This window comes from Belliella filtrata (assembly GCF_022549775.1).
Classification (GTDB): Bacteria; Bacteroidota; Bacteroidia; order Cytophagales; family Cyclobacteriaceae; genus Belliella; species Belliella filtrata.
Genome location: NZ_JAKZGP010000072.1, coordinates 1 through 20174 on the forward strand (window position 1 = coordinate 1; position 20174 = coordinate 20174).

Here is a 20174-nt window from a genome sequence, read left to right on the forward strand (position 1 = left end):
AAATCTTATTAAGGATGTGTGGTAACACCTAAATAAGTGAAAAAAAACGAGCCAAAAAAGCCTGAATACAATTAATTCAGCCACTTTTTTGGCTTTTTTAATTATTCACTTGCGGATTTAAGGTATTAACTATTTTTTTTTGTAAAAAAAACACATCAGCATCTTTCTTCTTGCATAATTCCGAACCCATATTTAGTGTTGCCACGGCACTACATGCTACTCCATATCTTACAGCATTGTACAATGATTAATTTTTCGAAAGCTTTAAAACAACTCCAACAATCAAACTGTCTCCTATACTTGCACTTGCTGAAAAACACATTTAGTTTGAAATTTTAGTTCATAAATCTTTATCGAAACATAAGGTCACTGTGAACAAGTAAATGAGTAAAGAAATAAAAAAGGCAGCACCGATGGCTGACTTTTTCTTAAAAGGGTTAACCTACTTTAATTTCCTTTTTTTCTTTTACTACTGATGCTTCTTTTTTAGGAAGCATAAGTTTGAGAATACCATCTTCATATTTGGCATCTATTTTATCAGGGATAGAATTTTCAGGAAGCTGAACGGATCTGATGAAGCTCTCGTAAGAAAATTCTTTTCTTGTAAAATGCTTTTTCTCTTCGTTCTTTTCTTCCTGTTTTTCAGCACTGATAGTTAATATGCCATTTTCAGCGGTGATTTTAAAATCACTTTTTTTGAAGCCGGGCACAGCAAAATCAATAGCAAAATCGTTTTTGCCTTCTTTCACGTTCAATGCCGGAAGTGATTGATTAAAATCTCTTTCAAACCAATTGTTGGTGAGAAAATTGTCGTTTTCGAAAAAATTCGATAATAATGATGGAAATAAGTTTCCATTTCTGTTTGTTTTTACGAGTTTCATAATTTTGATTTTAAAATTCAATTGTTAGGAAAATTTTGTTTTATTTGGTTAAATGAAAGTATGATCTGCAACAACTTCGCTCACGGTTAAACCCCAATGCGGTATCCTTCCCCCAAGCGTATAGTACATTTGTTTGAAGCCTATTTTTAAGGCATAGGGTGTAACGCCCATTTCTAAATGGCTTTCTTTGCCGCCCCACCATTCGTTGGTGCGCATATAAAATCCTTTAATGCCACCGATGTCGCCCATGCAAAGCAGTTCAAATTCCATGGGCTTAATGTCTTCTTTGATGATGCCAAGTTCTTTTCCCAAGGTGTTGGCGAGAACTTCTGCTTCCATGTGGCCTAATGAACCAATTTTGGGGACTGTAATAGAAGCTGCATCTCCCATGGCAAAAATATTTTTATAATCCGGGTTGCGCATGTACAGGTCTGTTATCACAAATCCCATTTCATCTGTAAAAGGCAATTCTTTCAAAAAAGAGTGAGCCTGCCAATCGGGGAAAAGGATCGCAATTTCTGCTTCCTGTGAAGTGCCGTCTGTAAATTCAACACCTCCTTTGTGCACCTTTTTAATCCCCTTCGTGTTTGCCTGATAGTTGTAACCCATTTTACCCATCAGGGGTAACAGTTGATTTAAAATGGTTTCTCCGGCATCTTCCGCAATTACTTTAGCTGGCGTGGAAAGAAAAATAGTAGAGGCTTTTCCTTTATGATTTTTCTCTAACCAATGTGTCAATGAAAAGGCCATTTCTACGGGCGGTCCTTCGCAAGCGGTCAATGCTACGGGCATATTTTCAGGCAGTTTATCGCTTTTCCCTTGATGAAAAATATCAGAAGTGATTGCTATCGGGCCACCTTTGTATTCCTTGTGCAGATAATTGCGCAAGCGGTTTCCAAGAAACACATCGGTTACGCTGTGCCCATGTTCGTTAAACCCATCTATTTTGTCATAAGCCAAACGATTTCCCAATGCAACTACCACATAATCGTACTTGATTTTTCGCACAGGATGCCCCGGTCGTTCATTGGGTTGATAAAAAACCGTATTTGTTTCAGGATCAATAGTGGTGACTTCCGCCTGAATAAAGGTGCTGCCATCATGCTCCAAAAAAGTCATGAACTTAAACTGTAAATCAATGGCCGGATTGATGTTGGCCAGCACTTGCAAAGGAATGTTCGGAACAAAAGTGAGCAGGGATTTACGGTCAATAATGGTTATGTCCGCTTTGTCTTTTACAACAGCATGAATGTATCTTGCTGTGGTAAGCCCTGCAAAATTGCATCCGAGAATAATGATGTGTGGCTTCTTCATGATTTAAGTTTCAAGTATTTTTTTCTTTTCCTGATATTCTTCTTTGTTGATTTGCCCTGAAGCAAAACGCTTTTTTAGAATGTCTAGCGGTGTATCTTTTTTTGTTCGCTGTCCTGGAATATTGTAAGGAGTGGCGAAAATCCAAAAGAGTAAAATGATCCAAATGAACCACCAAATAAGATGCATTCCCCAAAAATGATAAGTGTCGTAAAACATAGTTTTAATTTTTTAAGTGTGAACGTAAGAACCAAGCCATTTTTTCGTGCGTTTCCATAAGCCCGGTTACAAAATCACTTGTGCCTAAATCGTAAAAATCATTTGCAAATGATTTGATGTGTTCACGCAAAACAATAATGATGCTTTCATGGTCTTCTAAAAGTTCTTTAATAAATCCCTGACTATCGTTCTTCTCTCTCGTTGCTTCTGTGAGATGAGTTAAACTTAGATATGATTTTAGAGTGGCAGGGGCATAATGCCCAATAGAACGGATGCGTTCTGCAACGCTGTCTATAATTTCATCCAATTGCCCGAATTGAGTTTCAAAAAATTTATGCTTATCATAAAAATCTGCACCTTCAATATTCCAGTGGGCATTTTTTGTTTTGATATAAAGCACCGTTTCATCGGCTAAAATTTTAGCTAATTCTGTAGCAACTGCCTGTCGATTGGTGTCGGTTATTCCTATTTCTGTTTTCATAATTTATTTTTTTTGATGTTTAACTTCTTCCAATGACAGCTTTTTTGTGCAGAAGAACCAGTCATGGCAGGTGACACCTTCTTCTTTAGCTTCCATTCTGTCCTTAGCCACCCCACAAGATCCGGCAGTTGGCACAATTACGTCATCACCCGGTTGCCAGTCGGCTGGTGTGGCGATGTTAAAGGTATCGGCAGTTTGCATGGCAATCAGTGCTCTTTTCAATTCATCAAAATTTCTACCCATAGACAATGGGTAATAGATTATGGCACGAATCACTCCTTTAGGGTCAATGAAGAATACCGCTCTTACCGCTTTTGTAGAACTTTCACCGGGTTGAATCATGCCGTATTTTTTAGCGACTTCCATGGTGATATCTTCTATCAATGGAAATGTGACATCAATATTCTTCATGCCCTTAAATTCAATTTTTTCTTTAATGATCCGCAACCAGGCAATGTGACTGTAAAGGCCGTCAATAGACAAGCCAACCAGTTGACAGTTGAGTGCATTGAACTCAGGCTCTCGCTTGGCAAACGTCATAAACTCTGAGGTGCAAACCGGGGTGAAGTCAGCAGGATGGCTAAAGAGAATGACCCACTTTCCTTTATAGTCAGAGGGAAAGTTAATGTCTCCCTGTGTAGTAACGGCTTTAAATTCAGGAGCTTTATCTCCAATTCGAGGCATTGGAGTAATTCCGGCTGTAGTGTCTGTATTTTTAATTTCTGTTGAGTCCATTTTTTTTTAAGTTTTTAGTTGTTATTTGTTGAGGTCTTCTGCATTTATGGCTACTATCACCTCATTTCTTCTTCCTAAAAGTTGGTAGGGTGGATTATATCCCAGAAAGCGAAAATTGCCGTAGTAGGAAATTCCTTTTTCCCGCAAAAGCTTTTCAAGCCTGGCTTTTTGTTCACTAATCCGTTTCGTTGATGCAAAGCCACCAAATTGTAGGGAAGCCACATATTCCGGCTCGGATCTTTGAATTATTACTTCTGAATTACTCGGATTAGGTAAATCTTCTTTCTTTAACTCAGCAGGCATTACAAATGCCATAGTAGAAATAGAGTCGCCAATATCCATGTGGACAGGCGAAGTCATGGCTATTTGTTTTTTCTCACTGTTGCCCCCAAAAATGTATTTGGCCAATTTACCAAAGCCGGAATACCCCAAATCTCGATATGACTTAGCCGTAGAAAATATCATGGCCATAATTGCAGCAGGGTAGTACCTTATTTCAAACTGCTCCTCTGTTTTAATAACTGTATATGCCTGTGTTTCTGTATTTCTGGTTGACATAGTAGTATATAGTTGAAATACAACGAATAGTATCAAAAGAATGCTTGCTATTACGATTATGATTTTCATGGTTATTAATTTCAGAGAGGTTTTGATTTACATCACATTGTCCTTAAACATGTCTTTAAAAGCCTTTCCAAATTCATCTAAATCGTGTTTGAACTCTCGTTTAAAGGATTGATTTTTTTCGGAAACCTTATTGTCAAAATTCTTTATGTCGTTTTCAAATTCTACATTTCTCAAGTCCATTCTTTCTTTCAGCGTCTGTATATCACTTTTTGCTTTGACATAATCATCTTTCAATTTTTGCTCATCCTTTTTAGCTGACGTTTCAATTTTTATTTCCAACTTTTTCAAATCGTTTCCCATATTTGAAATAGTGCTGTCGGCTTCAGCTTTAAATGCTTTCCAATCTGCCATTTCCTTTGCTTTTGCCGTCTCCTCTTCTTTTTGCTCAGCGAGTTTTAACTCTCTTTTAGCTTCTGTTAAATTTTCTTTGGCATCTTTCAACTCTTTGTTAGAAGATTGATTGCAACCGGACAGCAGGATTGTTATTGCAAGAGATAATATGATTGTATTTTTCATTTTAGAATTGTTTAGTGCGTTTAAGCTTTGACTTATCAAATCCCATTGCTTCTACTCTGGAAGTTATTTCTTGATAAAGGGCATCATCCATATCCGATGTTCTGGACAAGATCCATAGGTATTTTCTGTTGGGGTGCGCAACCACCGCATAGCTATAATCGTCAGCCAAATCAATGATCCAGTATTTGCCTTTGAAAGGCCAAAAGAATTGCACTTTTAGCTTTGCATTTCCGCTATGCTCCACTATGAAGGCTTTGCCTTTGATGTAGGATCGTTTCCCATTGACGCTATCCTTATTGCATCTGTTCTCAACTATTACATATCCCTTGTTGCTTAATGAATATTCAGCCGTTGTGGCATTACAGCCTTTTTGAAACCTTTGCGGAAACGATGCTATCTCATACCATTTGCCGACATATCGATTTAAATCAACATAGGGCACTGTTTCTAGACTTTGAGCCATACTAACTGTAGCTGATATTGAGAAAAACAAGCTTAAAAGCACAGTATTTCTCAGTGCTTTTAAGCAATGTTTGTCCAAGTTAAATCCGAGGAGCATGATGCTTCACGTCTTCTTTCTGTGCCTTCTTGGCAATACTGGCATGCCCATGCGCTTTCACAGTGCTTTCGGCTGCTTTTTCATGGTGTCCATTCTCATGATGTTTTGCTGCCTCATTATGGTGCTTTGCTGCCGCTTCAAAGTGGTTGGCTGCAAGCTTATGGTTCTCAATTCCCTTTTGGTTTTCATTTTTGGGTTGAACTACCAATTGGCTTTTCGTATTTATTTCCGACGCTTCCATAATCATTGTTTTTAGTGATGAATAATTGATTGAATTACTATTGGATTAAGAGAAAGCGTATTCATAGTCCACTGCCAATTCATTTTTCAGATGCCAGATCCCCGGAGTGTTCCAAGCAATACGGCCAGCTTCTTCTTTTTCATACCAAGAACCTACAGTGCCTTTTAAAGTAACGGTAGTGCCGTCTACAGACACATTGATATCACTTGAATCAATAGACCAGTTTCTTCTTATCGCTTTTTCAACAGCATCTTTTTCAATCCTGTCATGGGCAGTCGGTTTGATTCTGATGCTGTTGGTTACACCTTTTACTCCAGTAAGATACTTGGTTGCACTTAGGGCAGCTTCTTTTTGGTAGTTCCAGTTTAGTTCACCTTCTAAGGTAACCCATCCTTTTTCCACTTTTACCTTAACATTCTCATTAGGAACGGAATAGTTGGCCTTTAATGCCGCTAAAACTTCATTGGCCACTTCGGCATCCGTTTTTGTCCATGAGCTTGGAAATTTTACTTCTATGTTTTCCACTACGGCCTTTACGCCCAATACTTTTTTGGTCGCATTTTCAGCTTCCATTTTCTTAACATAGCTATCCACTATACCGGTAAGTGAAACAACACCATCCTTGGCAGTAACACCAATTTCTGCTGCGTGCATCAGTGGTTCCCATTTGATGGCGTTTTCCACGTCTCTTTGCAATTCTTGATTTGTTTTCATTGAGAAATTATTTATGCTGCAAATGAATTTTCACAACACCATAAAGGTCGATCTTATTGTAATCCAAAACGTTACACAATAAAAAATGATTGTTGTCTATTTAGAATGAAATGCCTTTTGGGAAAATGTATGCTCAATTATTATTATAGCAACAAAACACCTTTCACATTTAAAATTCCAAGTCATTGTTCCCCTTGAAAGTTGGATTCCTAAAACCTTTACTACTCTTATATCAAATGATCTACCGTCTATTCAATGTTTTTGTATCAAAGCTCACCAACCTATTTTGATTTGCAATCCTTTCTGAATCACGACATTCTTTATCTTAATGGAAACAGTTATATGATTATAGAAATTTTGTGACATCATAAATATGCAGGGTCTGATTACTCATTACCTTAAGCAATTAGATATGAATGTTGAGCACTAAAAAAAAAAGTAATTCAAAACACTATAAATCTTCTAGATTTTTGCGTTCTCTTTTCGATAAAGACTTGAAAAACGTAGGGGTTAAACCGGTAACCTTTTTAAACTGCCTAGACAAATGTGCTACACTTGAATATTTCATTTTGTAGGATATTTCAGTAATGTTTAGGTTGTCGTAAGTGATCAGCTCTTTGATGCGCTCAACCTTGTGAATGATGATAAAATGTTCAATCGTAACCCCTTTTGTTTTGGAAAAAATTTCAGCCATTTTATGATAATCCAAATTCATCTTCTTTTGCAGAAATTTTGAAAAATTTTCAGGTGGTATTTCATCGCTGTAATGAACCATTGAGTATTCCAATACAAAGTGTACCAGCATTCCGAGGGAAAGTATACCAGCATTCCGAGGCAAAGTATACCAGTATTCCAAAGGAAAGTATACCAGAAATTCCGGGGCAAAGTATACCATTCAAGGATCAGACAATGTTGGTTTGCCCGTTGGTTTGTTTGGATAAAACCTGCCATTCCGACATAAAGTATACCAAAAATTCCGAAGGAAAGTATACCACTTAAGAGGTTTATCCATCGGTTATTATATTTTCGGGTTCCACCAAACCGTAGAAATAATGGCCAATAAACCACTTAGTATGGACAGAATAAGACAGATTCTATTGATGCTTGACAGAAGATTATCCGAAAGGAAAATCTCCAGGGAGCTTAAAATTTCCAGAAAGACCGTACGGCGGTACAGGGAGGCTTTCGAGCCTACGGGATTAAACTACAAAAGCCTTTTAAACCTCTCCGACGTAGAACTTGACAAAATGGTCGGCAAAAGCAGTACTGAAAACCCAGTGCTGGATCCACGTAAAATCCGTTTTCTTGATCAGGCCACCTATTTCCTTGAAGAACTTAAAAACCCACGACTTGTTGGGGTTACCCGTTATTTGCTTTGGGAGGAATATTGCAAAGGGGATCCTGACCCCTATGGATATTCCCGTTTTTGCGACCTGCTATCCGATGCAGGCCGGGTCAACGGGGCGACCATGCACTTCGAACATACTGCAGGGGAAAAGCTCGAGGTGGATTTTGCAGGCAAACCACTCTGGTATGTGGATAAAGAGACTGGAGAGGTCATAAACTGCCCTGTATTGGTCGCTGTACTCCCATATAGCGGCTATGGCTATGTAGAGGTTCTTCCCAATGCAAAACTCCCCCAACTCATAAAAGCACTCAACAACTGCCTTGCCTATTTGGGAGGCTCCCCTATGACTGCCAAGTCTGACAACACGAGACAATGGGTAAGTAAGGGCTGCAAGTACGAGCCCACTTTCCCACAAGCCTTGAAGCAATGGGCCTCCCATAACAAGATAGGGTTGCTTGCCGCAAGGCCATTTAGGCCAAATGACAAACCAACGGCGGAGAACCATGTTTACACCGCCTACCTACGCATCTATGCCAAACTAAGGAACAATACCTATACAAGCCTTAATGAACTTAACAAGGCGGTTCGGGAAAAACTCGATGAGCACCATCGGATGAGCTTTCAAAAGAAGGCCCTCAGCCGTAGGGAGGTGTTCGAATCACAGGAAAGGCAGGCACTCTTGCCATTGCCGGAAAAGCCCTTTGAACTGAAGGATTATGTATCAGCCAAAGTACAGCAAAACTACCATATACTTTTGGGGGAGAACCGCCACTATTACAGTGTGCCGTTCAAACTGATCGGCAAACAGGTGAACCTGGTTTATTGCTCCGACCATGTGGAAGTGTTCCTGAACTTTGAACGGGTAGCCCTGCACTCTAGAAACATGAAAAAAAGCGGTTACTCCACGCTTCTGGAGCACATGCCCGCTACCCATAAGCATTATTGCCGTCAACAGGAATGAGACCATAACTATTATCTGGAAAAGGCGGCAGAATGTGGCCCTTCCACAACCGAATACTTTAAAAGGCTTATGGACTCCAAACCTGTCATCCACCAAGCCTACCAATCGTTTTTGGGCCTGATCAGGCTGGTACATAAATATGGCCTCAAAAGGATGGAGGCGTCATGCCAAAGAGCCCTAAAGGGACACAGTTTCAATTTTAAGACAATTGAGCAAATCCTGGCCAACAATATGGACCAGGCCTACCCTGATCCCCCCAAAAATTACACTGTACCTGAAAACCCCACTGCTAGGGGGGCTGAAAATTACAGTGAATAACAACTTAAACATAAACAGAAAACCATGAACAGAGAACAGACACTCGAACAGTTGAAAAAGTTGAAACTGGAAGGTATGGCAGCCAGATATGCATCTGAACTTTCCATACCAATCCACCAACAGCAGGATGGACATGTATTGTTGGCACTGATGGCCCAGGCCGAAGCTGAACATCGAGATTACAAAAAGAATGAACGATACTTCAGGGCAAGTAAACTACGCTATGACGCCATTCCCGAAAGTGTGGAATGCAGTGCCGAAAGAGGACTGACCAAAGAGCAGTTCGTTGGTCTTTTGGACGGATCCTATATCAGACAGCATCGTAATATCATGATTCATGGTGCTACAGGATGTGGCAAAGTTACATTGCCTGCGCACTGGGCAGAAATGCCTGTCTGTTGGGTTTCAGGCCTCTGTATTTTAATATGAACAGGTTTCTGGAACTTCTAGACCAGTCCCGTATTGAAGGCACGTACCTAAAATGGCTCAAGCAAATCGACAGGTATGATGTACTCATCTTTGATGATTTTGGACTCAAACCTTTTAGCCATGACGCCAAACTTGCCTTGCTTGACATCCTGGAAGACAGACAAGGCAGGCGTGCTACAATATTCACCTCACAGCTGCCATTCGAGAAATGGCATGACTGCTTCCAACAGCCTACCATAGCCGATGCAATAATTGACAGAATGACAGCTTCGGCACACAAAATAAGCCTAAAAGGCAAATCTTGGAGAAACAAAAAAATATAGTAATTTTAACAAACTCTTAAGGGGACGTACAGCGGTCTTCTTTGCCTTTTTACTGGTATACTTTCCCTTGGAATGCTGGTATACTTTTGTCGGAATATTCACGATATACGAGAATGGTCAGTTTAAAGGCGGTAAGAAACAGAAGATGGGTACACCTCAGGGAGGTGTTATATCACCACTTCTGGCAAATCTGTATATGCACCTTTTGGACAGAATAGTCAGTAGTACAAAAAGCCTGTTCCACAGGTACGGAGTATCGATAGTACGTTATGCAGATGATTTTGTACTGATGGGGAGGAATATTCCTCCAAAAGTACTGTCCAAGCTAAAAGAACTTCTGGACAGGATGGGACTTACGCTCAACGAAAACAAGACCAAGCTTATCAATGCCAGAAACCAGACTTTTGACTTTTTGGGCTTCACGGTCCGATATAGCAGGGATCTGTTTGTCAAGGGTAGGAGATATTGGGAAGTATTTTCGAGCAGGAAGTCTGAAACCAAAATCAGGGAACGGATAAGGGAGTTTCTGAAATCAGGGGGGCACTATGCTCCCGAAAAGGTTTCTGGAGGGCTAAACTCAATCATCAGGGGTTGGTTAAACTACTTCGATGCAGGAGGGATAAGCTACATGAAGATGCCCCGAAGACGTCTCCGAAAATATCTGATGAGTACCATACACCGATACTACAACCGAAAAAGCCAAAGAAAGAGCAGGCTTTACAGACAGAAAGGCTTTGAGGTCATGACAGCCAGATATGGATTGATAGACCCGACAAAATACTCTCTTAGCTTGAATAGGAAGTGAATGCTTGAGGCGAAAACCTTAGGAAAGCCGTATGCGGGAAAACCGCACGTACGGATTGAAGAGGGGGTACGTCAGAAGATTTCTTCTGACGACTCTACTCTACTGGACTTTCTTTATGATTTTTGAGAGTAGACCTGCCTTTAGTCAGGTAGGTTTTAGATTTATTAGGGCGGAAGGATGCCTTCGTGTAATTCCTGCCTGCGGCAAGCAGGCGTGCCATTCGTGGATATTTTTTATTTTAGTCCCGATAGCTACTTTAATTTAAAAAAAGGATCTTGTTTCAGACGATATTTCCATTGGGAGTATAAAAAATAGTCAATTCAGCTTTTAGTAGTTAGTCTTATTTCCTGACTAGTGTCAGTCTTGATCCGTACCAGGTTTTTGAATCATGGTTTGGATTATCATTGACACTAGCCAAGATTTTAAGAATTCTTTTAATCAACTTATATAGCGCTAATTTATACGCAAGTTGAACAAGATTTTCTCGGACTTACCTTTATTTTTTTTCATTTGATCTTATCTATTTTGTTTTTTTATCATACTTAGACAATGATTCCTTCAAGTCAAAACCTATTCCTATTGGTTTCTCCATCAATTCCATCACCTTGTTTCCCAGTCTTTTCTTCTCGGCATTTACCTTATCTACAATGAAGCCACCAATTTCATTGGCTTTCTTCTGGGTTTTTATTCGGTTTCTTTTGGTTGCAAAAAAGCCTACAATAGCCCCAGCTCCTATAACCATCAAAATAGTGCTTACTACTTGACCAGATCTATACAGTTTTTCAGTTTTCATGATTCTTTATTTATGTCTATTTGATAAGGATTATCTGGGCATAAAGTGTAACTCAATTGTTCCAGCATCTTCTTTCAACCACAATTCATCTTCTTTCAATCTCAAAATTTCATAAATGCCATCTGCATCATCATTTTCAAAGTCAAAGGATAATTTTGTTTCATTGCTTAAAAACACCCATGTTCCTGAAGTAGTGAATTCATAATTGATTCCAAGGAGATTGTAGTTTGCTGTTAGAATAGCCTCCCCATCTTTTGTCAGACTCAATTCGTATCTTTCATAATCAGAAGTAATATCGGTACCTTCATCTAATGCTTCTCCTATTTTCCAGTCATTGGCCACTCTTTCTGTTTTTGATTTTAGACTTACTAAAGGGCCATCTGGATAATCATCACAGCTTTGAAAAGCAAAAGCTGTGGCTACGAGTAATCCAATCATATTTTTTTTCACAATATTTATATTTTATACAAATTTACAACTTTATAAATATTTTTTATTATATAAAATATTTATAAAGTTGTATAATTAACTGAACCATTAGATGATTATTGGAGATTTGGTTCATTGAAATAGCATGGTTTAAGGGAGAATTAGACCCACAAGAGATCGGATCAGAGGGAAATTAATTTAGTGTCTTTCGGATAAGTATTTTAAAAAATCCCACAACATAATATTGATGATTTAAAAAATTGCTTTGTATAAAATCGGTAAATTTTTAATGTGGTTTAGAAAAAAGCCCCGCATGACAAAATTCACCCTGTAATATGTCATGCGGAAATATTTAAGTTCAAACTGTACTTAGCCAAAAAATTGAATCAAATGACTTCGGCAAATCATTCAAGTAAGTCCCTAATAGGAAATTCCCTGTTTTGGTTTTACAAATATCAGCTATTTCAGTACAGTAACTGTTGCAATTTTTATAAGAAAGTTATATAAATCAAATGTTTTTTAAATATTTCTGACGCTGTTGTTTGATATGTTTAAAGAAAGAAGGTGTTAATCCTGTGACTTTTTTGAACTGATTGGAAAGATGGGCAACACTGCTATAGCCCACTAAATATGAAATTTCTGTAAGGTTGAGCTCATCATAAACCAACAATTCTTTCACTTTTTCAATTTTGTTATAAATAATGAACTGCTGTATGGTTATTCCCTGCACTTCAGTAAAAATATTGGAAAGGTAGGTATAATCATACTCAAGCTTTTCAGTGAGAAAATCAGAAAAATTGATGATAGGTAATGATTCTGAATGATGAATCATGGTAATGATCTCATTTTTGACTTTTTCTATTAATATGCTCTTTTTATCATCAAGAAGCTCAAGTCCTATCTTTTTTAAATTAATACTCAAATCATCTTTTTGTTGTTTGGTAATCTTTCCCAGAATTTCAACCTCCCCTAAACTGACATTAAGAAATTTAATTCCTAATTTATTGAGTTCTTCTTTGACCACTATAATACATCGGAGACTAACCATGTATTTGATGTGAATTTTATATTTTTCCATAATTTCAAAAAATTATTCTACGTTTAAGATAAAATTATTCATATTGAAAGGTGGCTCCTGATACACGCTTGCATAGGATAAGGACTTTTCAAGAATTTTTTTTAATTTTTGAAAATTATTGGGCTTGTTGATGTAGACATTTGCTCCTAAAAGAAAGGTGTTTTCCATATCACCTTGGGAAGAAGAAGTTGTAAATATGGCTATAGAAACTTCTTGGAATTTTTTATTTGAACGGATTTCTTTTAAACAATCTAATCCATTCTTTTTAGGCATATTGATATCCAAGAACAATATATCTGGCAGGTTTTCAATTGCTGTTTGCAGTAAAAGTTTCATTAGCTCTACACCATCATTTACGGTCTGAATGTAGGTTCCAGCGTTCAATTCATCAAAAGCCTCGATAAACAAAAGCCTATCCGCTTCATCATCATCTGCCAATACAATTTTTAAAGGATTGCTTTTCATTTTTTTGCTGGGAGGTATATATCAAAGATAGTTCCTTTATTTGATTCGCTTGTTGCTTTAATAAAACCATGGTGGTTTTCCACAATCTTTTTCACAATGGCCAAACCTATTCCTGTGCCAGGATATTCATCTTTACTGTGGAGCTTTTCAAAAACTTCAAAAATCCTTTTACTGTACTCCTGATCAAAACCTATCCCATTATCAGAAAATCTAATATGATGATATAATTTATGTTGTAATTTTTCAGTAATTCTAATTTTGTCATGAGTTTCAAGCTTGCAGAAGACATTGATTTCCAAAGGAATTGCTGGCTTTGCAAATTTTAATGAATTGCTGATCATATTATGTATCAACTGCCGGAACTGAAAGGGAATAACATTAACTTCACACAAATCATGAAGCTTTAGTTGAGCTTGATTCTTATCAAGATCTTCTTTCATTTCTATCTGAACATCCTGGATAATTTTTTCCAAATTGGTTGCCTCAAATTTTCTTTCTGCGGAGTTGAGACTGGTAAAACTCAACAAATCTTCAATAAGCATTTGCATCCTATTCGAAGAATTCTGCATGTGGAGAAAATACATTTGTCCCTTTGGTGATAAATTTTCTATTTCACTTTCCAGAATCCTGTCGGCAAAAGTTTGAATTTTTCGGAGCGGTTCTTTTAAGTCATGACTGGAAACATAGGCAAAGGCCTCAAGTTCCTTGTTTATTTTTTCAAGTTCAATATTTTTCTCGGCAAGGATTTTATTGGATTGATTTAGCTGATTGGTTCTCTCCTTTACAGCTTTTTCAAGCTTTAGATTATAGTTTCTACTTTCTTCAATATCCTTCGCAAATCCTTCCAGTCTATCTTTCTGGATCCTCTCAGCATCTGTTACATCGTTAAATGAAAGCAGGATTAGTTCTTCCCCGTGACTTTTTTGAATAATACAACTCGCATTTAAAAAAAACTCCCTTTCGCCTATCCGTGGAAAAGAATGTGTAATTTTGAAATTGCTAAAAGAAGGATTCTTGGGGATAATTTGTTCGAGCAACTCTCTAAGACTTGGAATATTCCAATGACCGTTTTCAAGATCAAACAAATGCTTACCTTCTGTCTGACGTTTATTGAGTTGGAAAATTCTCAAAAAGGATTGGTTGAATGTCCTGATTCGGAAAAATCTATCCAGGACAATCATGGGCTCATGTAATGTAGAAATGATAGCACTCGAATACTCGTAAGATTCATTGAGCAGTTCATTTCTGGTCTGCAGTTCTTGATTAGTTGTAATAAGTTCCTCATTAGAAGATTCTAGTTCTTCCTTAGATGTTTCTAATTCTTCATTTACAGTTTGCAGTTCTTCATTACTTGATACCACTTCTTCATTAGCGCTCTGCAGTTCCGCAATATACCTCTCCTGCTCTTGGGCAAGTTCAAGAGCATCTTCCTGAGAAGATGCCAATTCTTCTTCGAGCTCTTTTATCCTGTTTTCCTTTAACTTTGATAGAGTATCATGAATATCATCTGTAGCTTTTAATTGATGAAGACCTGATGCCTGATCATGTTGGGTGAAAACTACTATCGTCAATTCTTCTTCCAATTCAACTTGAAGTGGGGCCACTTCAATACTAATAACATAAATTTCATTATGAAAATTAACCTCAATTCCTGTTTTTCGGACACTCTGATTGGACTTGATGGATTTGGATATCAAACTCCTTAAACCAAATGCTATTTCCTTTCTCACCATTTTTAGGATATTTAAGGAAGCTTTTCCAGAAATATGGCTAAAGTATAAATCTGTATTGCCTCTGAACTGAAGTATTTCCAACTGATAATTGATAACCACACATGCAGGCAAATAATCGGTGAGAAGAACTGTATCGATTATTTGATCTAAGTTCCTTTTGGTATGTACAATAGGTGTTTTTGAACTAGCAGATTTGGAATCTTTTTCATCCTCTTGCTGAATATGGTGATTGTTTTCTTTTGGCACTCTTGTCGTTGGTAGTGGTAAAACACTAGAATTGGCACTACTTTTTCTGGAATAGACTTTATGTTTTTTGTTTACTTCTGAAAAAAGGTCAGTAGAGGAACTTATGGATTCTGCTTTGCCCAGCATCAAAAAGCCATTCTCCTTCAAAGCATAATGAAAGGTAGCCAATACCCTTTTTTGGGCTGAAATACCGAGATAGATCAATAGATTTCTACAGCTAATGAAATCAATTTTTGAAAAAGGCGGATCTTTAAGCAGATTATGGGGAGCAAAGACACAAATATCCCTGATGGTTTTGGATATCCTGTAATTGCTGTCACTTTTGGTAAAAAAATGATGAAGGCGTTTTGGGGAAACAGACTGCAGTTCATTTTGCGTATAAATGCCAATTCTTGCCTTTCTGATTTCTTTCTCGCTAAGGTCTGTAGCAAATATTTGTATAGGCATATGATCTCCTGTCTTCTCTTGAACTTCCAGAATCATCATAGCAATGGAAAGCGCCTCTTCACCTGAGGAACAAGCAGGTACCCACACTCGTAGTTTATCTTTGTTGTTATTTGACTGAAGGAGCTTGGGAAGGAGGGAGTCCTTTAAATACTTATAGGTGTCAGGATCTCTGAAAAATCTGGTCACATTGATCAAGAGGTCCTGATAGAGAACTTTTATTTCTTCATCGCTCTCCCCAATTAGGTGTCTGTATGTTTTGAGATCATGTGATTTACAAAGCATCATTCTTCTCAAAATCCTCCGCTTGATCGTTTTTGGTTTGTAAACCGAAAAATCAACATCTGCAAATTTTTGAAGACTAAGAAGGATAGCTATGAAATCGGGGTTGTCGTCTTCAATACCATCTTCCTCTCCATTTAATGGACCTGAAACGCTCACCTTAGGAAGCTTACTTATTCTATTCAATTCAAAAGCAATTTCTTTTGGAGATAGAATAAAGTCTACTATACCCGTAGATATGGCAGATTCAGGCATACTTATAAATTTAGCTGATCGGTCCTGTGCAAAGGTCAAGCCTCCTTTTTCCTTAATTGACTTCAGGCCAATTGTGCCGTCTGTTGCACTACCGCTAAGAATGACCCCGATTACATGAACCTTATGTGTCTTGGCAAGTGAAGAAAATAGGATATCTATTGGTAAATGTACCTTTGGGCTTTCTGGCCTTGGTGCTAGTATGATATGGCTTTTTTCAACTGATATTTCCTTGTCAGGGGGAATGATGTAGAAATTGTTTGGCTTGATCAGCACCTTGTTTTCCACTTCTTTGACATCCATGGAGGTGATTTTGGCCAATAATGGAGTAAGCATACTCTTATGGTCGGGGCTGAGATGTTGGACAAATATAAACGCCATCCCTGTATCTGGATCCAAATGTTTTAGCAGTTCAGAAATAGCTTCCAATCCACCGGCAGATGCGCCAATTGCGACTATCGAAAACACTTCTTCCCCATACTCCTCTGCAATAGATGTTCCACCTTTTTTTTCCATGCTGTTTATTGAATTATAAAGGATAATCATTAGCACATCAGCATAAGAAGGTGATGTTTCTAATTATATTCAGTGAAGTTACGATAGAAAATCTTGTAATCCGAATGAGGTAATTTTGGATTTAACTTATAAAAGATTTTATTTTTAAGTAAACAAAAACCAAGCCATGATGGGTAAATGTGTGAATTTTGTAATTTTTTGTTATTCTTCTAGCACTTGGCTGCCTTTATTAGTGATTTTAGTACTAATCTTTGGATTAGTGCCAAAGGTGGTGATAGAATGATGGAGCTTTTTCATCTACTTTTGTATTGTGGTAATTTTTCATCAAGTTATTTAAAGAAATCCGTATGCAATAAATCTTTCTTTCAAATTCACTTACCTAAAAATCAGTATCCATTCCGTACTCTTCAAGCAAATACCAAGTATTGTAAAATTATATTCAATACTTTACCAAAAGTTTTTTCAACCAGTATTTCCTCTTTTGGATAACAAAAAAGTTGACGTTGTTCTAATTAGTAAATTGTCAACACACAAAATCACTCGTGGATGATTCAAAATTTGTTGTTCACTTTGGGAAATATCAACTTTCACGCTTTTGCCGTTCACTTGCCATCCAAGTGGTTCTAATATAGCAAATAAAAAAAAAGACTCCATCTTCATGCTCTTGCCTGTCCAAATGACTATCGGGATCAATAATGTCCATTGAAATATTGACTTCATCTTTTATGAACTCAAAAAGCTTCTTTGAACCATTCAAAAGTTTGCTCATAAGGGATTTCATTGTTTAGCAATATGAAATGTTAGTCCCCCGAAAACGATAATTTTCAAAATAACTTTCTGTCAAATCATTCCTCCTTACAAATGATTGTCTTTGAAAGTTGGTCGTGTTTAGAAATACCTAATAGAACTCATGAAGGAATTTAATCCAATTCAAATTGCTGGTCACAAAAATCAACTGCCTTTGCTTTTTCCTATATTTCTCCAGATTTAATTATGTGTAAATGGATGATTTAATTGTTTCTGTTTCCAAATTTTGTTGTAAAATCCATCGGCTTATTCATTTTCTTATCAATCTATTCAGGTTAATAAATCAAATTCTCATTCCTCCAAACTCAGAATTTCCTGAATATCTTTGATATGGCCGAACAAAAGTAAAATATCCCCTTCCTCGATTTTAGTTTCCGCAGTTACTACACCAGTGACTTTTTTTCTTTTTGATTTTACCCCAAAAATATTAGGCTTTTCTTCCATTTTGATTAAGGTAAGAATGTTGATGTTATAATCTTGGCGGATTTTCGTCTCTGCAATCGTAAGTCCTATATATCGTTGAGGTGCTTTTACTTCGATGATATTGTAGTTGTCTGATACATCCAAAGAGTCTATGACTCCTTTCATCTGAAGACTTTTAGCCATTCGCTCCGCAGAGTCTTCCTCAGGATGAAGAATTTCATCTACTCCAATGGCCTGGATGACAGTTTCATGCACTTTATTAATAGATCTAGAAATCAACCGTTTAATATTTAATTGTTTGAATAGTGCAGTAACCATGATAGATGCCCCAAAATCTTCCCCAATGGCAATTATTACTGCATCCGCTTCTTTGCATGGAAGATTTCTAACTGCATGAATATCTGTAGCGTCCATAGCTATTGCATGTGTAATTTTGTCTTTTACAGCTTCAACTTTATCCTCACTGGCATCAATACCGATGACTTCATGTCCATAACTGGTCAATCGTGCGGCCAAGTGTCCACCAAAATTCCCCAATCCTACAATTATATATTTCATGATTTTTTGATTTTATGTAATGAATACTCCTTCTTCTGGATATTTATAGCGTAATGTTCTCGCTTTCCTGACAAATGCCACCAACACTGTAAGGGTACCTACCCTTCCCAGAAACATAATTAATGTAACGACAATTTTACTTCCTGTAGATAAATCTCCAGTTATACCTAGGCTTAGTCCTACAGTTGAGAATGCAGAGAAAATTTCAAAAGCAACACTTACCAAAGGCATTTGAGGATCGAAAAGAAGCACCAAAAACACCCCAAGACCAATCACTAAAAAGGATAACACGATTACAGCAAACGCCTTTCGGATGGTTTATCCTCCAATTTGTCTTTTAAATATTTCTACCCGATCCTTTCCTTTAGCAATACTTACGACATTCAAAAGCGCAACTGCAATGGTACTTGTTTTCAATCCTCCTCCAGTAGATCCTGGCGATGCACCTATCCACATCAGGATAAGATAGATCAAAATTGTGGGCATTGCCAGTGCAGACATATCCACTGTATTAAACCCTGCTGTTCGAGGAGTTACGCTACCAAAGAATGCTGTCACAAATTTTCCGTATCCAGACAGACCTGCTAGGGTGTGGTTGGACTCAAAAATCCAATAGGTAACAAAACCAATCAATAGTAAAATACCTGTAGTATAGACGATCAGACGTATGTTGACATTCACCACTCGGGGTGCGTGTTCATATGCTTTTTCCTTGGTGATCATTTTAGTAGTGTCTACAGCCACATGTTTGAGGTAATTAAAGTATCCAAGCACCACAGGAAAACCTATCCCTCCCAAAATAATCGTAAAAGCGATAATCAAATGAACTGTATATTCTTCTCTGAAACCGACCTCATAAAGACCATCTCCAAGAATGGAAAACCCAGCATTGCAAAACCCTGAAATAGCATGAAAAACAGAGAAAAATAACTGTTCTCCAGTACTATCAAAAAGACCTTGATCGATTATTTTAAAAATCAATAGTGCAGCTACTCCCTCAGTTATTAATGTAAAGACAATGATTTTCAACAAAGTTGAATTGATGGCACCAATTTTATCTTCATTGATGTAATCTTTTAAAAAAAGCTGGTTTTGTAAAGAGTAAGAGCCTTTAAAGAAAAAACCAAAAAATGAAGTGAAGGTCATCATTCCCAAGCCACCAACCTGAAATAGAATCATAATTATGAACTGACCCAAAAATGTAAAATCTGAGGAAGTATCCAGTACATTTAATCCAGTAACGCAGACTGCTGATGGGGAGGTAAATAAGGCGTCAACTATGCTAATGCCTTCTTTGCTTGCATTGGGAAGGAGAAGTAAACCTGTCCCAATAACGATGACGACTAAAAAACTTAAAATAAACACCAGAGCAGGGTGGATTTTTAATTGATTAACTGAAAGTGTCAGTTTGCTAAGCTCAATTACAAATAGAATAGACACTATTAAATTTGTAAAAACTGATGTCCAACTTGTGATTATTGGAAAATCCTCTAAAAACAGGTTTAAATGAAGTACAGCACTGCCAAGTAAGCATAGAATCAATAATTTTTCAATATGAATATACGGAACTTTGCCAGTAGCCAAATTAAATATTGACACTTAGTGTCAATGGTTTGATGAGAAGGATTGAAATGGTTTAATTGTGATCAAATATAAAATACTGATCAAGAATATACTTAA

Annotated in this window: 22 protein-coding genes and 2 pseudogenes; 4 read left to right on the top strand and 20 right to left on the bottom strand. The window is 37.4% G+C overall.

What is annotated here, in order from left to right; genetic code table 11:
* Positions 1-437: 437 nt before the first annotated feature.
* From MM239_RS18325 to MM239_RS21250, 11 genes are all read right to left on the bottom strand, one after another.
* A complete protein-coding gene (locus MM239_RS18325) occupies positions 438-749 on the bottom strand; it encodes an Hsp20/alpha crystallin family protein (protein ID WP_241349723.1) in 312 nt (103 codons plus the stop codon).
* A gap of 180 nt (positions 750-929) precedes the next feature.
* Positions 930-2195 carry an NAD(P)/FAD-dependent oxidoreductase gene (locus MM239_RS18330; protein WP_241349724.1) on the bottom strand — a complete coding sequence of 422 codons (1266 nt, stop codon included), beginning with the start codon at positions 2193-2195 and terminating at the stop codon, positions 930-932.
* Positions 2196-2198: 3 nt separating this feature from the next.
* Positions 2199-2411 carry an SHOCT domain-containing protein gene (locus tag MM239_RS18335; RefSeq protein WP_241349725.1) on the bottom strand — a complete coding sequence of 71 codons (213 nt, stop codon included), beginning with the start codon at positions 2409-2411 and terminating at the stop codon, positions 2199-2201.
* A gap of 4 nt (positions 2412-2415) precedes the next feature.
* Positions 2416-2892, bottom strand: a complete 477-nt coding sequence (locus tag MM239_RS18340; protein ID WP_241349727.1) for a Dps family protein — start codon at positions 2890-2892, stop codon at positions 2416-2418.
* Positions 2893-2895: 3 nt separating this feature from the next.
* Entirely contained in the window at positions 2896-3627 is a 732-nt protein-coding gene (locus tag MM239_RS18345; RefSeq protein ID WP_241349728.1) for a peroxiredoxin, read from the bottom strand.
* Positions 3628-3648: 21 nt separating this feature from the next.
* Positions 3649-4185, bottom strand: coding sequence for an SOUL family heme-binding protein (locus MM239_RS18350; protein ID WP_241349729.1), 537 nt, complete (start codon positions 4183-4185; stop codon positions 3649-3651).
* 96 nt (positions 4186-4281) lie between these two features.
* Entirely contained in the window at positions 4282-4770 is a 489-nt protein-coding gene (locus MM239_RS18355) for a hypothetical protein (RefSeq protein WP_241349730.1), read from the bottom strand.
* Between the two features lies 1 nt (position 4771).
* Entirely contained in the window at positions 4772-5233 is a 462-nt protein-coding gene (locus MM239_RS18360; protein WP_241349731.1) for a lipocalin family protein, read from the bottom strand.
* A gap of 79 nt (positions 5234-5312) precedes the next feature.
* Complete coding sequence (locus MM239_RS18365) at positions 5313-5570, bottom strand: hypothetical protein (RefSeq protein ID WP_241349734.1); 258 nt, start codon at positions 5568-5570, stop codon at positions 5313-5315.
* A gap of 45 nt (positions 5571-5615) precedes the next feature.
* Complete coding sequence (locus tag MM239_RS18370; RefSeq protein WP_241349736.1) at positions 5616-6284, bottom strand: BON domain-containing protein; 669 nt, start codon at positions 6282-6284, stop codon at positions 5616-5618.
* Positions 6285-6735: 451 nt separating this feature from the next.
* Entirely contained in the window at positions 6736-7059 is a 324-nt protein-coding gene (locus MM239_RS21250) for a helix-turn-helix domain-containing protein (RefSeq protein WP_394801523.1), read from the bottom strand.
* On the opposite strand from MM239_RS21250, the gene MM239_RS18375 reads away from it, so the two are divergent.
* The 4 genes and pseudogenes from MM239_RS18375 (at position 6954) to MM239_RS18390 (ending at position 10468) form a co-directional block, all read left to right on the top strand.
* Entirely contained in the window at positions 6954-7283 is a 330-nt protein-coding gene (locus tag MM239_RS18375; protein ID WP_241349737.1) for a hypothetical protein, read from the top strand. The genes MM239_RS21250 and MM239_RS18375 overlap by 106 nt on opposite strands.
* A gap of 74 nt (positions 7284-7357) precedes the next feature.
* The gene (gene istA / locus MM239_RS18380) at positions 7358-8593 is read left to right on the top strand and encodes an IS21 family transposase (RefSeq protein ID WP_241349738.1); all 1236 of its coding nucleotides are present in this window, start codon (positions 7358-7360) and stop codon (positions 8591-8593) included.
* A 393-nt stretch (positions 8594-8986) separates the two neighbouring features.
* Positions 8987-9663: pseudogene (locus tag MM239_RS18385) on the top strand (ATP-binding protein).
* 67 nt (positions 9664-9730) lie between these two features.
* Entirely contained in the window at positions 9731-10468 is a 738-nt protein-coding gene (locus MM239_RS18390) for a reverse transcriptase domain-containing protein (RefSeq protein WP_262918701.1), read from the top strand.
* 94 nt (positions 10469-10562) lie between these two features.
* Here MM239_RS18390 and MM239_RS21025 read toward each other — a convergent pair whose 3' ends face one another.
* The 9 genes and pseudogenes from MM239_RS21025 to MM239_RS18430 form a co-directional block, all read right to left on the bottom strand.
* Positions 10563-10688 (bottom strand): hypothetical protein, encoded by a 126-nt coding sequence (locus tag MM239_RS21025; RefSeq protein WP_262918702.1) that lies wholly within the window; start codon positions 10686-10688, stop codon positions 10563-10565.
* A 300-nt stretch (positions 10689-10988) separates the two neighbouring features.
* A complete protein-coding gene (locus MM239_RS18395; protein ID WP_241349740.1) occupies positions 10989-11261 on the bottom strand; it encodes a hypothetical protein in 273 nt (90 codons plus the stop codon).
* A 30-nt stretch (positions 11262-11291) separates the two neighbouring features.
* Complete coding sequence (locus tag MM239_RS18400; protein WP_241349741.1) at positions 11292-11711, bottom strand: hypothetical protein; 420 nt, start codon at positions 11709-11711, stop codon at positions 11292-11294.
* A gap of 487 nt (positions 11712-12198) precedes the next feature.
* Entirely contained in the window at positions 12199-12768 is a 570-nt protein-coding gene (locus MM239_RS18405) for a helix-turn-helix domain-containing protein (protein ID WP_241349743.1), read from the bottom strand.
* Positions 12769-12780: 12 nt separating this feature from the next.
* A complete protein-coding gene (locus MM239_RS18410; RefSeq protein WP_241349745.1) occupies positions 12781-13233 on the bottom strand; it encodes a response regulator in 453 nt (150 codons plus the stop codon).
* On the bottom strand, positions 13230-16706 hold the full coding sequence (locus tag MM239_RS18415; RefSeq protein ID WP_241349746.1) for a CheR family methyltransferase: 3477 nt from the start codon (positions 16704-16706) through the stop codon (positions 13230-13232). Before MM239_RS18415 ends, MM239_RS18410 begins: the two co-directional genes overlap by 4 nt.
* Before the next feature lie 580 nt (positions 16707-17286).
* Complete coding sequence (locus tag MM239_RS18420) at positions 17287-17475, bottom strand: hypothetical protein (protein WP_241349748.1); 189 nt, start codon at positions 17473-17475, stop codon at positions 17287-17289.
* A gap of 329 nt (positions 17476-17804) precedes the next feature.
* A complete protein-coding gene (locus tag MM239_RS18425; protein WP_241349750.1) occupies positions 17805-18494 on the bottom strand; it encodes a potassium channel family protein in 690 nt (229 codons plus the stop codon).
* 12 nt (positions 18495-18506) lie between these two features.
* Positions 18507-20093 (bottom strand): annotated as a pseudogene (locus MM239_RS18430) (TrkH family potassium uptake protein).
* Between the last annotated feature and the right edge of the window lie 81 nt (positions 20094-20174).

Coding starts and splice junctions, on each gene's coding strand:
- MM239_RS18330 (WP_241349724.1), bottom strand. CDS start 2,195: ATGAAGAAGCCACACATCATTATTCTCGGATGCAATTTTGCAGGGCTT.
- MM239_RS18335 (WP_241349725.1), bottom strand. CDS start 2,411: ATGTTTTACGACACTTATCATTTTTGGGGAATGCATCTTATTTGGTGG.
- MM239_RS18340 (WP_241349727.1), bottom strand. CDS start 2,892: ATGAAAACAGAAATAGGAATAACCGACACCAATCGACAGGCAGTTGCT.
- MM239_RS18345 (WP_241349728.1), bottom strand. CDS start 3,627: ATGGACTCAACAGAAATTAAAAATACAGACACTACAGCCGGAATTACT.
- MM239_RS18350 (WP_241349729.1), bottom strand. CDS start 4,185: ATGTCAACCAGAAATACAGAAACACAGGCATATACAGTTATTAAAACA.
- MM239_RS18355 (WP_241349730.1), bottom strand. CDS start 4,770: ATGAAAAATACAATCATATTATCTCTTGCAATAACAATCCTGCTGTCC.
- MM239_RS18360 (WP_241349731.1), bottom strand. CDS start 5,233: ATGGCTCAAAGTCTAGAAACAGTGCCCTATGTTGATTTAAATCGATAT.
- MM239_RS18365 (WP_241349734.1), bottom strand. CDS start 5,570: ATGGAAGCGTCGGAAATAAATACGAAAAGCCAATTGGTAGTTCAACCC.
- MM239_RS18370 (WP_241349736.1), bottom strand. CDS start 6,284: ATGAAAACAAATCAAGAATTGCAAAGAGACGTGGAAAACGCCATCAAA.
- MM239_RS21250 (WP_394801523.1), bottom strand. CDS start 7,059: ATGGTTCATTACAGCGATGAAATACCACCTGAAAATTTTTCAAAATTT.
- istA (WP_241349738.1), top strand. CDS start 7,358: ATGGACAGAATAAGACAGATTCTATTGATGCTTGACAGAAGATTATCC.
- MM239_RS21025 (WP_262918702.1), bottom strand. CDS start 10,688: ATGGCACGCCTGCTTGCCGCAGGCAGGAATTACACGAAGGCATCCTTC.
- MM239_RS18395 (WP_241349740.1), bottom strand. CDS start 11,261: ATGAAAACTGAAAAACTGTATAGATCTGGTCAAGTAGTAAGCACTATT.
- MM239_RS18405 (WP_241349743.1), bottom strand. CDS start 12,768: ATGGAAAAATATAAAATTCACATCAAATACATGGTTAGTCTCCGATGT.
- MM239_RS18410 (WP_241349745.1), bottom strand. CDS start 13,233: ATGAAAAGCAATCCTTTAAAAATTGTATTGGCAGATGATGATGAAGCG.
- MM239_RS18415 (WP_241349746.1), bottom strand. CDS start 16,706: ATGGAAAAAAAAGGTGGAACATCTATTGCAGAGGAGTATGGGGAAGAA.
- MM239_RS18420 (WP_241349748.1), bottom strand. CDS start 17,475: ATGAGCAAACTTTTGAATGGTTCAAAGAAGCTTTTTGAGTTCATAAAA.
- MM239_RS18425 (WP_241349750.1), bottom strand. CDS start 18,494: ATGAAATATATAATTGTAGGATTGGGGAATTTTGGTGGACACTTGGCC.